At 75.3% G+C, this 16,923-nt stretch carries 1 protein-coding gene (only partly in view); it reads left to right on the top strand.

The window, feature by feature from the left end; translation table 11 throughout:
* Positions 1 to 16,923, top strand: partial view of a type I polyketide synthase gene (locus ACLHRZ_RS00470; protein ID WP_490416130.1) — the 3' portion only. The gene continues 11,418 nt to the left of window position 1, outside the view; 16,923 of the gene's 28,341 nt are visible here — the last part of the coding sequence; its start codon lies off the left edge, out of view; it ends in the stop codon at positions 16,921 to 16,923.

Below are 16,923 nucleotides of genomic sequence, written 5' to 3'. Positions count from 1 at the left end.
ACCGGCGGCGACGAGCAGGCAGCGGCCCTCCGGGCCCTCGGCGAGGGCCAGTCGGCCCCGGGCGTCGTCCAGGGCACCGCCGACACCGACGGCAGGACCGTGTTCGTCTTCCCCGGCCAGGGCTCCCAGTGGGCCGGCATGGGGGCGCGACTGCTGGAGGAGTCCCCGGTCTTCGCCGAGCGCCTGCACGAATGCGCGGCCGCCCTCGCGGAGTTCACCGACTGGTCGCTGATCGACGTCCTGCGCCAGGCCGAGGGCGCGCCCACCCTGGACCGCGTCGACGTCGTCCAGCCCGCCTCGTTCGCCGTCATGGTCTCGCTGGCCGAACTGTGGCGCTCCCACGGCATCACCCCCGACGCCGTCGTCGGCCACTCGCAGGGCGAGATCGCCGCGGCCGCCGTCTCCGGCGCCCTGTCGCTGCAGGACGCCGCCCGCGTCGTGGCGCTGCGCAGCCAGGCCATCGCCCGGGTGCTGGCCGGATCCGGCGGCATGATGTCGGTCCCGCTGCCCGTGGCCGAGGCCGAAGAGCGCCTCGCCGCGTACGAGGGCCTGTCCGTCGCCGCCGTCAACGGGCCCCGCTCCGTCGTCGTCTCGGGCGCCCCCGAGCCGCTGGAGGCCCTCCGGGCCGAACTGACCGCCCAGGACGTCCGCGCCCGGCGCATCGCCGTCGACTACGCCTCGCACTCCGCACAGGTGGAGCTGCTGCGGGACGAACTGCACGGCGTCCTCGCGCCGGTCCGCCCGCGGCCCGCGCAGGTGCCCTTCTTCTCCACCGTCACCGGCGACTGGCTGGACACCACCGGCCTCGACGCCGACTACTGGTACACCAACCTCCGCGGAACCGTCCGCTTCGAGCCCGCCGTGCGCGAACTCCTCGCGCAGAACCACCGGTTCTTCATCGAGGTCAGCTCCCACCCCGTGCTCGCCATGGCCGTCCAGGAGACGGCCGAGACGGCGGAGACCCGGGCCGCGGTGCTCGGTACGCTCCGGCGCGAGGCCGGCGGCACCGACCGCTTCCTGACCTCGCTCGCCGAGGCCTTCGTCCGGGGCGCGACCGCCGACTGGTCCCGCGTCTTCGCCGGCACCGGGGCCCGCCACGTGCCGCTGCCCACCTACGCCTTCCAGCGCGAACACCTGTGGGCCGTCCCCACCGCGGCACCGGACCGCCACCAGACCGACCCCGCGGACGCGGAGTTCTGGACCGCGGTCGAGGCGGAGGACGTCGATTCCCTCGCCTCCAGCCTGCACCTGGACCGCACCTCCCTGGCCCCGGTGCTCCCGGCGCTGTCGCACTGGCGCAAGCGCCGCCGCGACCTGTCGACCGTGGACTCCTGGCGCTACCACGCCACATGGAAGCCGCTGACCGGCCTGCCCGCCGCGGCCCTGACCGGCACCTGGCTCGTCGTCACCGCCGAGGGGACCGACGCCGCCGACGTCACGGACGCCCTCGCCGCCCACGGCGCCGTCCCGCGCACGCTCGTCCTGGACGACGCCTGCACGGACCGCACGGCACTGACCGCGCGACTGCAGGAGCTCGAAGGCGCCGAGGACCTCACGGGAGTGGTGTCCCTGCTGGCCGCGGCCGAGGAGCAGGACGCCGACCACCCGGCGCTCACCACCGGGCTCGCCCTGACCGTCACGCTCGTCCAGGCACTGGGCGACGCCGGCATCGACGCACCCCTGTGGTGCCTGACCCGCGGCGCGGTCTCCACCGGCCGCGCGGACCGGCTGACCCGGCCCGCCCAGGCCCAGATCCACGGCCTCGGCTGGACGGCCGCCCTCGAACACCCGCAGCGCTGGGGCGGCGTCGTCGACCTGCCCGAGCAGCTCGACCGGCGCGCCGCCGAACGCCTGGCCGCCGCCCTCGCCGGCCGCACCGGCGAGGACCAGCTCGCCGTCCGCGCCTCGGGCGTCCTCGCCCGCCGCATCGTGCGCGCCGCCTCCGCGGACGCCGCCCCGGCCCGTCCCTGGTCGCCCCGCGGCACCACCCTCGTCACCGGCGGTACCGGCACCCTCGCCCCGCACCTGGCCCGCTGGCTCGCCCGGCAGGGCGCCGAGCACATCGTGCTGACCAGCCGCCGCGGCCCGGCGGCACCCGGCGCGGCGGAACTCGTGCAGGAACTCGCCGAACTGGGCTGCGAAGCCACCGCCGTCGCCTGCGACCTGACGGACCGCGATGCCGTCGCGGAAATACTCAGCGCGCTCAAGGCCGACGGCCGCACCGTCCGTACGGTCGTCCACACAGCCGTCACCATCGAGCTCGCGACGCTCGCCGACACGACCCTCGACGAGTTTGCGCGGGTCGTCGACGCCAAGGTCACCGGCGCCCGGCACCTCGACGAACTCCTCGACGACGACGAGCTCGACGCCTTCGTCCTGTACTCCTCCACCGCGGGCATGTGGGGCAGCGGGGCGCACGCCGCCTACGTCGCCGGCAACGCCTACCTCAACGCCCTCGCCGAGCACCGCCGCGCCCGGGGCGCCCGCGCCACGGCCGTCTCCTGGGGCATCTGGGCCGACGACCTGAAGCTCGGCCGCGTCGACCCCGGCCAGATCCGCCGCAGCGGACTCGTCTTCATGGAGCCCCAACTGGCCCTCACCGGGCTGCGGCAGGCGCTCGACGACGACGAGACGGTGCTCGCGATCGCCGACGTGGACTGGGAGCGTTACCACCCGGTCTTCACCTCCGGGCGGCCCGCCCCCCTCTTCGCGGACCTGCCCGAGGTCCGGCAGCTGGAGGAGGAGAGCACCGAAGTCCACACCTCCGGCAGCGAGTTCGCCTCCAGGCTGCTCGGACTGGCCCCGGCCGAGCAGGACCGGCTCCTGCTGGACCTGGTGCGCACCGAGGCGGCCACCGCGCTCGGCCACGCCTCGCCGGACGTGCTGTCCGAGGAGCGGGCCTTCCGCGACGTGGGCTTCGACTCGCTGACCGCCGTCGACCTGCGCAACAGGATCGCCGCCGTCACCGGGCTCGCCCTGCCGAGCACCATGGTCTTCGACTACCCCAACCCGCTCGCGCTCGTGGCCCACCTGCGCGACGCGCTCGCCGGCGCCGGCACCGGGACGGCCGCCGCGGTGCACGCCGCCGCGGCCCCCGCCGACGACGAGCCCATCGCCATCATCGGCATGAGCTGCCGCTACCCGGGCGGCATCGCCTCCCCGGAGGACCTGTGGCGGCTCGTCACCGAGGGCGGCGACGCCACCGGCGAGTGGCCCACCGACCGCGGCTGGGACACCGAGGGCCTCTACGACCCCGACCCCGACCGGCCGGGCCGCACCTACTCGACCCGGGGCGGCTTCCTCCACGACGCCGCCGACTTCGACGCCTCCTTCTTCGCCATCTCGCCGCGCGAGGCGCTGGCCATGGACCCCCAGCAGCGGCTGCTGCTGGAGACCTCCTGGGAGGCGCTGGAGCGCGCCGGCATCGACCCCGCCGCCCTGCGCGGCAGCAGCACCGGCACCTTCATCGGCGCCAGCTACCAGGACTACGCCGCCAACGCCGCGACCCCGGAGGGCGCCGAGGGACACGCCATCACCGGCACCATCTCCAGCGTCCTGTCCGGCCGCCTGTCCTACACCTACGGCTTCGAGGGCCCGGCCGTCTCGCTCGACACCGCCTGCTCCTCCTCCCTCGTCGCCCTGCACCTGGCCTGCCAGTCGCTGCGCAACGGCGAGAGCTCCCTCGCCCTCGCCGGCGGCGTCAGCATCATGGCCTCGCCGTTCCCGTTCATCGGCTTCAGCCGGCAGCGGGCGATGGCGGCCGACGGCCGCTGCAAGGCCTACTCCGACGCCGCCGACGGCATGAGCCTGGCCGAGGGCGTCGGCCTCGTCCTCGTCGAGCGGCTCTCCGACGCCCTGCGCAACGGGCACGAGGTCCTGGCCGTCATCCGCGGCTCCGCCGTCAACCAGGACGGCGCCTCCAACGGGCTGACCGCGCCCAACGGCCCGTCCCAGCAGCGCGTCATCCGCCAGGCCCTCGCCAACGCCGGCGTGGCCGCCGCCGAGGTCGACGTCGTCGACGGACACGGCACCGGCACCGCCCTCGGCGACCCCATCGAGGCGCAGGCCCTGCTGGCCACCTACGGTCAGGACCGCGACCCCGGACTCCCGCTGCTGCTCGGCTCGGTGAAGTCCAACATCGGCCACACCCAGATGGCGTCCGGCGTCGCCAGCGTCATCAAGATGGTCATGGCCATGCGCCACGCGGCCGTCCCGCAGAGCCTGCACATCGACGAGCCCTCCACGCACGTCGACTGGAGCTCGGGCGCCATCCGGCTGCTCACCGAGCCGACGGCCTGGCCGGAGACCGGGCACCCGCGCCGCGCGGGCGTCTCCTCCTTCGGACTCAGCGGCACCAACGTCCACACCGTCCTCGAACAGGCCCCGGAACAGCCGGCCGGGACGAGTGCGACGGCCCCGGCCGGAGCCCTCCCCCTGACGCTGTCCGGCCACACCGAAGCGGGCCTGCGCGCCCGGGCCGGCCGGCTGCTGTCCCACCTCGACGAGCACCCCGAACTGCCGCTCACCGACCTCGCGTTCTCCCTCGCCACCTCCCGGGCGGCCCTGGAGCACCGCGCGGTCGTCGTCACCGACGACCACGACGAGCTCACCCGCGCCCTGACCGCCCTGCGCGACGGAACCCCCGACGGGACCGTGCTCACCGGCAGCCGCGGCCGAGGCCGCCTGGCCTTCCTCTTCACCGGCCAGGGCAGCCAGCGCCCGGGCATGGGACGCGAACTCTACGAACGCCACCCGGTCTACGCCGAGGCACTGGACGCCGTACTGGCCCGCTTCGACCGCGAACTCGACCGCCCGCTGCGGGAGATCCTCTTCGCCGCACCGGACACCCCCGAGGCCGCTCTGCTCGACGACACCGGCTACACCCAGCCCGCCCTCTTCGCCCTCGAAGTGGCACTGTTCCGGCTCGCGGAGTCCTGGGGCCTGCGCCCCGACTACGTCGCCGGGCACTCCATCGGCGAGTTCGCCGCCGCGCACGCGGCCGGAGTCCTCTCCCTGGACGACGCCTGCACCCTCGTCGCGGCCCGCGGCCGGCTGATGGCCGCCCTGCCCGCGGGCGGCGCCATGGCCGCCGTCGAGGCGGCCGAGGACGACGTACTGCCCCTGCTCGCCGAGTACGCGGGACGCGTCTCCGTCGCCGCCGTCAACACCCCCACGTCCCTGGTCGTCGCGGGCGACGAGGACGCGGTGCTCGCCCTCGCGGCCCGCTTCGAGGAGCGCGGCCGGCGCACCGGGCGCCTGCGCGTCAGCCACGCCTTCCACTCGCCGCACATGGACGCGATGCTGGAGGACTTCGCCCGCATCGCCGCCGGCGTCACCTACCACGCGCCCACGCTGCCGCTGGTGTCCACCGTCACCGGCGCACTCGCCACGGCCGACGAGCTCTGCTCGCCGGAGTACTGGACCGGGCAGGTCCGCGCCACCGTCCGCTTCGCCGACGCCGTGCACCGGCTGGACGAGTGCGGCGTGAGCACCTTCTTCGAACTCGGCCCGGACGCCGTGCTCTCCGGAGCGGTCAGCGCGACCACCGACGAGGAGAACGGCACCGCCGCGATCCCCGCCCTGCGCCGCAACCACCCCGAGGACCCGGCACTCACCACGGCCCTCGCCCGGCTCCACGTGCACGGCGTACGGATCGACTGGACCGCCGTGTTCGCCGGTACCGGCGCCCGCCGCACCGAGCTGCCGACCTACCCCTTCCAGCGCGAGCGCTACTGGCCCGAGGCGACAGCCGCCGTGGCAGGCCCCGCGGACGAGGCGGACAGCGAGTTCTGGTCGGCCGTCGAGCGCGCGGACCTCTCCGCCCTGGGCTCCTCCCTGGAACTGGACGACGACACCCTCACCGCCGTCGTGCCGGCCCTGGCCTCCTGGCGCCGCAAGCGCCGGGAACACTCCACCGTCGACGGCTGGCGCTACCGGGTCACCTGGAAGCCCCTGACCGGCACGGCCGCCTCCGGCCCGGCACACCCGGCCGGCACCTGGCTGGTGCTCGCACCGGCCGGCGCCGCCGACCGGGCATGGCCGGACACCGTCGCCGGCGCCCTCGGCACCGACACCGTCCGCATCGAGGTCGCCGGTGCGCAGCGCGAGGCCCTGTCCGGCCGCCTGCGCGAACTGGCCGAAGAAGGCCACGAGTTCGCGGGCGTACTGTCCCTGCTCGCGGCGGACGACACCCACGACGAGGACGGCGTCCCCGCCGGCCTGCTGCTCACGGCAACGGCCGTGCAAGCCCTGGGCGACGCCGGCATCGAGGCGCCCCTGTGGTGCGTGACCCGCACCGCAGTGGCCGCCGCCCGCTCCGAGCAGCTCGCCCGGCCCGCCCAGGCGGCCGTCTGGGGCCTGGGCAGGGTCGTCGCACTGGAACACCCGGAGCGCTGGGGCGGTCTGATCGACCTGCCCGACGAGCTCGCCGACACCACCCTGCGGCGGCTGGCCGGCGTGCTCGCCGGACGTGACGGGGAGGACCAGCTCGCCGTGCGCGCCACCGCGACCTACGCCCGCCGGCTGGCGCACCACCCCCTCGGGGAGGCACCGGCGCCCGCAGGGTTCCGGCCCGCCGGCACCCTGCTCGTCACCGGCGGCACCGGGGCCCTGGGCGGCCACGTCGCCCGCTGGCTCGCCGCACGGGGCGCCGACCACCTGCTGCTGGTCAGCCGCCGCGGCGCCGACGCCCCGGGAGCCGCCGAACTGCGCGCCGAACTGGAGGAGTCGGGCGCCCGGGTCACCGTCGCCGCCTGCGACACCGCCGACCATGACGCGCTCGCCGCCGTCCTGGCCGCGGTCCCCGAGGAGCACCCGCTCACCGCCGTGTTCCACACCGCGGGCACCGTCGACGACGGCGTCCTCGACACCCTCACCCCCGAGAAGTTCAGCGCCGTCCTGCGCGCCAAGGTCACCGCCACGCTCGCCCTGCACGAGGCGACCCGCGGCCACGACCTGACCGCCTTCGTGCTGTTCTCCTCCGTCGCGGGCACCCTCGGCGCCCCCGGCCAGGGCAACTACGCCGCCGCCAACGCCTTCCTCGACGCCTTCGCCGAACACCGCCGCGCGGCGGGCCTGCCCGCGACCTCCCTCGCCTGGGGCCCCTGGGCCGAGAGCGGCATGGCCGTCGACGCCGCCGGAGTCGAGAGCCGCGTCCGCCGCGGGGGCTTCGCCCCCATGGCACCCGACACGGCCCTCGCCGCGATGGGCCGCGCGATCGAGCACGACACCACGGTGCTGACCCTCGCCGACATCGACTGGGCACGCTACGCCGAGGCCTTCACCGCACTGCGCCCCAACCCTGCCGTCGCCGACCTGCCCGAACTGCGCCGCACCGGCCCCGCGGAGCCGGCCGGGACACCGGAGGCCGGCCTGCGGGAACCGGCGCTGCGCCGACAGCTCGCCGGGCTGTCCGCGGCCGCACGCCCCCGGTTCGTCCTGGACCTCCTGCGCGGCCACGTGGCCGCCGTCCTCGGGCACTCCGGCACCGGGGCCATCGGCGCCGACCAGGCCTTCAGCAACCTCGGCTTCGACTCGCTGACCATCGTCGAACTCCGCAACGCCCTGACGGCCGCGACCGGGCTGAAGCTGCCCGCCACGCTCGTCTACGACTACCCGACCCCGCTCGCCCTCGCCGACTTCCTGCTCGGCGAACTCCTCGACACCCTGCCCGAGGACGCCGACCGGGCCGCCCCGGCCCCGGCCGGCCGCGCGGCGGACGACGACCCGATCGCCATCGTCGGCATGAACTGCCGCTTCCCCGGCGGCATCCGCTCGCCCGAGGACCTCTGGCAGCTGCTGGTCCGCGGCGAGGACGCGATCTCCGGATTCCCCGCGGACCGCGGCTGGGACCTCGACGCGCTCGCCCGGGGAGCCTCGGCGACCACCGAGGGCGGATTCCTCGAAGGCGTCGGCCTGTTCGACGCCGGCTTCTTCGGCATCTCGCCGCGCGAGGCGCTGGCCATGGACCCCCAGCAGCGCCTGCTGCTGGAGACCTCCTGGGAGGTCTTCGAGCGCGCCGGGATCGACGCCACCACCCTGCGCGGCAGCCGCACCGGCGTCTTCGTCGGCACCAACGGCCAGGACTACGTCACCCTCCTGCGCCAGGGCACCACCGACGTCCGCGGCCACGTCGCCACCGGCAACACCGCCAGCGTCATGTCCGGCCGGCTCTCCTACGCCTTCGGCTTCGAAGGCCCGGCCGTCACCGTCGACACGGCCTGCTCGTCGTCGCTCGTCGCTCTGCACATGGCCGCACAGTCCCTGCGCAGCGGCGAGTGCACCCTGGCCCTGGCCGGCGGCGTCTCGGTCATGTCCAGCCCCGACGCCTTCACCGAGTTCACGGTCCAGGGCGGGCTGGCCCCCGACGGCCGCTGCAAGGCCTTCGCCGACTCGGCCGACGGCACGAGCTGGTCCGAGGGCGTGGGCGTGCTCGTCCTGGAACGCCTCTCCGACGCCCGCCGCAACGGCCACGACGTCCTCGGCATCGTCCGCGGCACCGCCGTCAACCAGGACGGCGCCTCCAACGGCCTGACCGCCCCCAACGGGAGGGCGCAGCAGCGGGTCATCCGCCGGGCCCTCACCGACGCCGGCCTCACCCCCGCCGACGTCGACGTCGTCGAGGCGCACGGCACCGGCACCCGCCTCGGCGACCCCATCGAGGCCCAGGCCCTCATCGCCGCCTACGGCCGGGAGCGGAAGCTCCCGCTGCTCCTCGGCGCGGTCAAGTCGAACCTGGGCCACACCCAGGCCGCCGCCGGTGTCGCAGGCATCATCAAGATGGTCCTGGCGATGCACCACGGCGCGCTGCCCAAGACGCTGCACGTGGACGCCCCGTCCGCGCACGTCGACTGGTCGGAGGGCGCCGTCTCCCTCGTCACGGAGCGGCAGGCGTGGCCGGAGTCCGGGCGCGCCCGCCGGGCCGGCGTCTCCGCCTTCGGCGTCAGCGGCACGAACGCCCACGTCATCGTCGAGCAGGCCCCGGAGGCGGAACCCGCCGCAGAGGAGCCCGTCACAGGGCCGGGCATCGTGCCCTGGCCGGTGTCGGCCAAGTCCGGGGCCGCGCTGACCGCGCAACTGGAGCAGCTCTCCGCGCTGTCCGGCCGGTCGCCGGCCGACGTGGGCTACTCCCTGGCCACCGGCAGGGCCGCGTTCGCCCACCGTGCGGTGCTGCTGGCCGACGGCGAGCAGACCACGGAACTCGCCCGCGGCACCGCCCCGGAGACCGCCGGCAGGCTCGCCGTGCTCTTCTCGGGCCAGGGCTCGCAGCGCGTGGGGATGGGCCGTGAACTCCACGGCCGGTTCCCGGTGTTCGCCGAGGCCCTCGACGCGGTGGCGGCCCACTTCGACGCCGAACTCGAACGCCCCCTGCACGCCGTGATCTCCGGCGACGCGGGCGGGCTGGACGAGACCGGGTTCACCCAGCCCGCCCTGTTCGCGATCGAGGTGGCGCTGTACCGGCTGGCCGAATCCTGGGGGATCAGGCCGGACTTCGTGGCCGGCCACTCGATCGGCGAGATCGCCGCGGCGCATGTGGCCGGGGTGTTCTCGCTGGAGGACGCGTGCACGCTGGTGGCGGCGCGGGCGCGGCTGATGAACGCCCTGCCCGCGGGCGGCGCCATGGTCGCCGTCCAGGCCGCCGAGGACGAGGTGGCCGCGCGGCTGGCCGACGGCGTGTCCGTCGCGGCGGTCAACGGCCCGCAGGCGGTGGTGATCGCCGGCGACGAGGCAGCGGTACTGCGCATCGCCGAGGAACTGGCCGCTGAGGGACGCAAGACGCAGCGCCTGTCGGTGAGCCACGCGTTCCACTCGCCGCTGATGGAGCCGATGCTGGCGGACTTCCGCCGGGTCGTCGACGGCCTGGCCTTCGGCGCCCCGCAGATCCCGGTCGTGTCGAACGTGACGGGCGAACTCGCCTCCGCGGAGCTGCTGTGCTCGGCGGAGTACTGGGTCCGGCACGTGCGGGAGACCGTGCGGTTCGCCGACGGGGTCCGCGCCCTGGCGGACGAAGGCGTCTCGGCCTTCCTGGAGCTGGGGCCCGACGGTGTGCTGACGGCGATGGCCCAGCACAGCCTGGACGGCTCCGCGGTGGCCGTGTCCGCCCTGCGCAAGGACCGCCCCGAGGAGACCGCCCTGCTCACCGCCCTCGCCCGGCTGCACGTCGCCGGGGTCGAGGTGGACTGGGCCGGGTTCTTCACGGGCACCGGCGCCCGCCGCACCGGCCTGCCCACCTACCCCTTCCAGCAGGAGTGGTTCTGGCCCGAGGCCGCGCCCGCCGGGCACGGCCAGGCCGGTCCCGACGACCCCGTGGACGCCGAGTTCTGGGCCGCGGTGGAGCGCGAGGACCTCGCATCGCTGTCGGCCGATCTCGGCCTGGACGACGCCTCGTTGTCGGCCCTCGTCCCCGCCCTGTCCACCTGGCGCCGCAAGCGCGCCGAGCACTCGGCCGTCGACGGCTGGCGCTACCACGTGACGTGGAAGCCGCTCACCGGGACCGCAACCGGCCCCCTCGCCGGACCGTGGCTGGCGCTCGTCCCGGCGGAAAGCGCCGACGACGAGTGGACCACCGCCCTGGTCGCCGCACTCGGCGACGACGCCGTCCGCGTCGAGGTACCCGCCACCGACCGGGACGCACTGACCGGACGCCTGGCCGAACTCGCCGCCGGGGGAACCGCGTTCGCCGGTGTCGTCTCGCTGCTCGCAGCCGCAGGCCCGGCACGGCCGGACGAGACGGTGCAGGCGCTGGCGGACGCCGGTGTCGACGCCCCGCTGTGGTGCATCACCCGCGGCGCCGTGTCCGTGGGCCGCTCGGAAACCGAGATCGACACCGCCCGGGCCACGGTCTGGGGGCTCGGCCGGGTGACGGCCCTGGAGCACCCGGAGCGCTGGGGCGGCCTCGTCGACGTGGCACACGTACTCGACCGGCGCTCGGCCGACCGGCTCCGCGCCGTGCTGTCCGGCACGGACGAGGACCAGGTGGCACTGCGGCCCTCGGGCGCCTTCGGACGCAGGCTGGTGCACGCTGCGGCGGACACCCGGTCGGCGCCGTGGCAGCCGTCCGGCACGGTCCTGGTCGCCGGCGGAGCACCCGGCTCCGGCGGGCACATCGCCCGCTGGCTCGCCGAACACGGAGCCCGGCACGTGGTGTCGACCGACGCGACGGCAGCGGACATGGCCGCCGAACTCGACGCGATGGACGTCGGGTTGACGGTCGTCACCTGCGCCCCGACCGACGGTGAGGCACTGCTGGGCGCGCTCGCCTCGATCCCGGAGGAGCACCCGCTGACCGCGGTGGTCTACGCCGGCACGGACGGCGCGCCCTCCTCCGACGAGCCGGGCGCGGCCCTGGCCGCACTGCACGCGGACGCCGAGAGCCTGGCGGCCGTGGCCGGCGCGGCGGCCGGTGACCGGCCCCTGGACGCGTTCGTCCTCTTCTCCTCGATCGCCGGCACCTGGGGTGCGAGCGGCAGGGGAGCGGACGCCGCGGCCGGAGCTCTGCTGGAGGCCATGGCCCTGCAGTACCGTGCACGCGGACTGCGCGCCCTGACGGTCGCCTGGGGCGCCTGGACCGACGGCACCGACGACTCCCTGGCCGCACATCTGCGGGCCAACGGCCTGCCCACGATGGACGCCCGGCGGGCCCTGACCGCGCTCGCCCGCTGCATCGGTGACGACGTCGCCTCGGTGACGGTCGCCGACGTGCAGTGGGACCGGTTCGCCTCCGCCTTCACCCGAACCCGCCGCAGCGCCCTCTTCGCGGACCTGCCCGAGGTCCGCGAGACCCTGGCGGCCCGCCCCGGGCAGGAGACGGCGGACTCCGCATCCGCACTCCGCGCCGAGCTCGCGGCCCGCCCGGCCGCGGAACGGACCGAAGTGCTGCTGGCCATGGTCCGCCGCGAGGTGGCCGCGGTGCTCGGCCACGCCGACGCCGACGCCGTCCCGGCCGGACAGGCCTTCAGGGACCTCGGCTTCGACTCGCTGACCGCCGTCGACCTCCGCAACCAGCTCGCCATCGCAACCGGCCTGACCCTGCCCGCCACCCTGGTCTTCGACTACCCGACGGCCGAGACACTGGCCGGCCACCTCCGGGCCGAACTCCTCGGCGAGGACGGCCAGGAGCAGCACACCACGCGTACCCGGAGCACGACACCGGACGACGACCCGGTCGTGATCGTCGGCATGAGCTGCCGCTACCCGGGCGGGGTCCGCTCGCCCGAGGACCTGTGGGACCTGATGGCCGCGGGCGGGGACGCCATCGGAGGCTTCCCCGCCGACCGCGGCTGGGACCTGGACCGGCTGCTGCACGGCGACCGGGACGGCCGCGGCCGCACCGTCGCCCGCGAAGGCGGATTCCTCTACGACGTGGCGGACTTCGACCCCGGCTTCTTCGGCATCTCCCCGCGCGAGGCGATGGTGATGGACCCGCAGCAGCGCATCCTGCTGGAAGCCGCCTGGGAGGCCCTGGAACGCACCGGCATCGACCCGGCCGGGCTGCGCGGCGGAGACACCGGCGTGTTCATCGGCGGCGGCTCGGGCGACTACCGGCCCGAGGCGGGCCAGTTCGGCCACGCCCAGACCGCACAGTCGGCCAGCCTGCTCTCCGGCCGGGTGTCCTACACCCTCGGCCTGGAAGGCCCCTCCGTCAGCGTCGACACCGCCTGCTCGTCCTCACTGGTGGCACTCCACCTGGCCGCCCAGGCCCTGCGCAACGGCGAGTGCTCGGTCGCGCTCACCGGCGGTGTGACGGTGATGTCCTCCCCGGTGAACTTCGTCGAGTTCGGGGAGATGGGAGCCCTCTCGCCCGACGGCCGCTGCCGGGCCTTCTCGGCCTCGGCCGGCGGCACCGGCTGGTCCGAGGGCGTCGGCGTCCTCGTCCTGGAACGCCTCTCGGACGCGCGCCGCAACGGGCACGAGGTCCTCGCCGTCCTGCGCGGCTCGGCGATCAACCAGGACGGTGCCAGCAACGGCATCACCGCCCCCAACGGCCCCTCGCAGCGCCGCGTCATCCGGCGGGCCCTGGCCGACGCCGGCCTGGCGCCGGCCGACGTGGACGCCGTGGAGGCCCACGGCACCGGCACCACCCTGGGCGACCCCATCGAGGCCCAGGCCCTGCTGGCCACCTACGGCCAGGACCGCGAACGGCCCCTGCTGCTGGGGTCGTTGAAGTCCAACCTCGGACACACCCAGGCGGCCGCCGGCGTCGCCGGTGTGATCAAGATGGTGATGGCGATGCGTCACGGCGTCCTGCCCAGGACCCTGCACCTCGACGCGCCCTCGGCACACGTCGACTGGACCGCGGGCGCGGTCGAGCTCCTGGCCGACGCGGCCGCCTGGCCGGAGACCGGCCGCCCGCGCCGCGCGGGCATCTCGGCCTTCGGCGCCAGCGGCACCAACTCCCACGTCATCATCGAGCAGCCCGCACCGGCCGGCCCCGACGGCACGGCGCCCGGCACCGCCGACGAGCCCCGCGGCCTCCTGCCCGTGCCCGTCTCGGCCGCCGCGCCGGACGCCCTGCAGGACCAGGCCCGGCAGCTGCACGCCTACGTGACCGGGCATCCTGGACTCACCGTCGCCGAACTCGCCCTGTCCACGGCCACGACCCGGTCGGCCTTCACCCACCGGGCCACAGTCCTCGCCGACGGCCGCGACGACCTGCTCGAAGGCCTGGCCGCACTGGCCGACGGCCTCGACACACCGCAGGTCGTACGGGGCGGCACGGAAGCACGCCGCGGCAAACTGGCGGTGCTGTTCTCCGGCCAGGGCTCGCAGCGCGTCGGGATGGGCAAGGAACTCGCCGCACGATTCCCGGCGTTCGCCGAGGCCCTCGACGCCGTGACGGCACAACTGGACACCGAACTGGAACGCCCCCTGCAGGACGTCATGTTCGGCGACGCGGACCGGCTGAACGAAACCGGCTTCACCCAGCCCGCACTGTTCGCCCTCGAGGTGGCGCTGTACCGGCTCGTCGAATCCTGGGGCGTGCGACCGGACTTCGTCGCCGGACACTCCGTCGGCGAGATCGCCGCGGCCCACGTGGCCGGGGTGCTCTCCCTGGAGGACGCGTGCCGGCTGGTGGCCGCACGGGCGCGGCTGATGAACGCCCTGCCCGCGGGCGGCGCCATGGTCGCCGTCCGAGCCACCGAGGAGGAGGCACTGGCGCAGCTGACCGACGGCGTCTCGATCGCCGCGGTCAACGGCCCGGAATCGGTGGTCCTTTCCGGCGACGAGGCCACCGTCCTCGCCCTCGCGGAGAAGTTCACGGCCGACGGACGCAAGACTAGGCGTTTGAGCGTGAGCCATGCATTTCACTCTCTGCACATGGACGCCATGCTCGACGACTTCCGACGCGTCACCCGGAACATCGCCTACGACGCCCCGGTGATCCCGCTCGTCTCCAACCTGACCGGCGAAGCGGCCACCGAACAGCAGGTCTGCTCCCCGGACTACTGGGTGCGCCACGTCCGCGAGGCCGTCCGCTTCGGCGACGGCATCCGCACCCTCGCCGAGCGCGGCGCGTCCGTCTTCCTGGAACTCGGCCCCGACGGCTCCCTGTGCGCCATGGCCCAGGAGACCCTCGACACCCTGTCCGCACAGGCGGTGACCGTGCCGGTCCTGCGCAAGGACCGCGGCGAGGAGGCCTCCGCGGTCACCGCGCTCGCCCGGCTGCACGTCTGCGGACTGATCCCGCACTGGCACGCTGTGCTGGGCACGGACGCGACCACGTCCCGCCGCACCGACCTGCCCACCTACCCGTTCCGGCGCCAGAGGTTCTGGCCGGAGCCGCAGCCGGCCACCGCCCCCGACACGGCGGGCGGCCAGGACGACGGCTTCTGGTCGGCCGTGGAGGGCGAGGACTTCGCCTCGCTGGAGTCGACGCTGAACGTCGACGGCGAATCACTGTCCAAGGTCCTGCCCGCACTCGCGGACTGGCGCCGCCGGCGCACCGCCCTGGGCACCGTCGACGGCTGGCGGCAGCAGATCACCTGGAAGCCGCTGACCCCCGACGCCACCCGGACCCCGGCGGGCACCTGGCTCGCCGTGATCCCCGCGGGACACGCCGACGACCCCTGGGTCGCCGACGCCGTGGCCGCCCTGGGCCCGCACACCCGGCGCCTGGAGACAGCCGACCCCGACCGCACCGCCCTGAGGGAACTGCTGCGCCAACAGACCGCCGACGGCCACGAGTTCACCGGAGTGCTCTCCCTCCTCGCCCTCGCCGAGGCACCCGCCCCCGCAGGGCCGGCCCTCACCGCCACCCTGGTCCAGGCACTCGGCGACGCGGACATCGCCGCACCCCTGTGGTGCGTCACCCGCGGCGCGGTCGCGGCCACACCCTCCGAGCCGCTGCCCGGACTCGTCCAGGCCGCCGTGTGGGGACTGGGGCGCGTCGCCGCCCTGGAACACCCGCAGCGCTGGGGCGGCCTGATCGACCTGCCCGGGACGCTCGACGAGCGGTCCGCCGCCCGACTCGCCGCCTTCCTCGCAGCCCCCGGCGGCGAGGACCAGATCGCGATCCGGCCCTCCGCCGTCCTCGGCCGCAGGCTCGTGCCCGTACCGGTCGGGCGGACCGCACAGGAGTGGAACCCCGCCGGCACCGTCCTGATCACCGGCGGCACCGGGGCCCTCGGCGCCCACGTGGCACGCGAACTGGCCCGAGCGGGGGCGCAGCACCTGCTGCTCCTCGGCCGCCGGGGCCCGGATGCGCCCGGAGCGGACGAACTGCAGGCTGAACTCACCGCGCTGGGCGCGCAGGTCACGCTCACCGCGTGCGACGCGGCCGACCGGGAAGCACTCGCCGCAGTCCTCGCGGACATCCCGGCGGAGGCCCCCCTCACCGGTGTCGTCCACACCGCGGGCGTGCTCGACGACGGCGTCCTCGACAGTCTCACCCCGGACCGCTTCGAGGCCGTCTTCCACGCCAAGGCCGCCTCGGCCCTGGCCCTGCACGACCTCACCCGCGACCTGGACCTGGCCGTCTTCGCTCTGTTCTCCTCCACGTCCGGCGCCGTCGGCAACCCCGGCCAGGCCGGCTACGCCGCGGCCAACGCCGTCCTCGACGCCCTCGCCGAACAGCGCCGCGCCGACGGCCTGGCGGCCACCTCCATCGCCTGGGGCCCCTGGAACGGCGGCGGCATGGCCGCCGGCGGACGGGCCGCCGAGGCGGCCCGGCGCACCGGACTCCGGCCGCTCGACCCCGTCCTCGCCGTCACCGCACTGCGCCGGGCCGTCATGGACGGCCGGCCCACCGAGGTCGTCGTCGACGTCGAACACGAGGCGTTCGTCCGGCACTTCACCGCGGTACGCCCCAGCGCGCTCCTCGCGGAACAGGCCGGCGGCACCGAACCCCGCCCGGCCGGGCACACGGACGAGGACACCTCCGGCACCGCCCTGCGGGACCGGCTGACGGGCCTGTCGCCCACGCAGCGCCCCGCGGCCGTACTGGACCTCGTACGCACCCGGGCCGCCGCCGTCCTGGGACACCCCACGGCCGACGCCGTCGGCGCCGACCGGGCGTTCCGGGACCTGGGCTTCGACTCCCTCAGCGCCGTCGAGCTGCGCAACCGGCTCAACGCCGCGACGGGACTGGCCCTCACCGCCACGCTCGTCTTCGACCACCCCAGCCCCGCCGACCTGGCGGGCCACATCCTGGGGCTGCTCGTCCCGGAGGGCGGACCGCAGGAGACGGACGCCGAAGGTCTCGACCAGTCCCGTATCAGGGCCCTGCTCACGTCCGTCTCCATGGCCCAGCTGCGTGAGATCGGCGTACTGGACCCCCTGCTGAAACTCGCCGCGCAGACCGCCGCCCCCGACGGCGACGCCTCCGCGGACACGGCAACCGACGCCTACGACGAGTCGATCGACGCCATGGACGTCGACGACCTGGTGCGGGCGGCACTCGACGGCGATTCCCACGAAGAGGGCTGA

The organism is Streptomyces sp. AM25, from assembly GCF_058146165.1.
The sequence above is the reverse complement of the archived record's forward strand: the minus strand, read 5'-3'. Positions and strand labels throughout refer to the sequence as shown.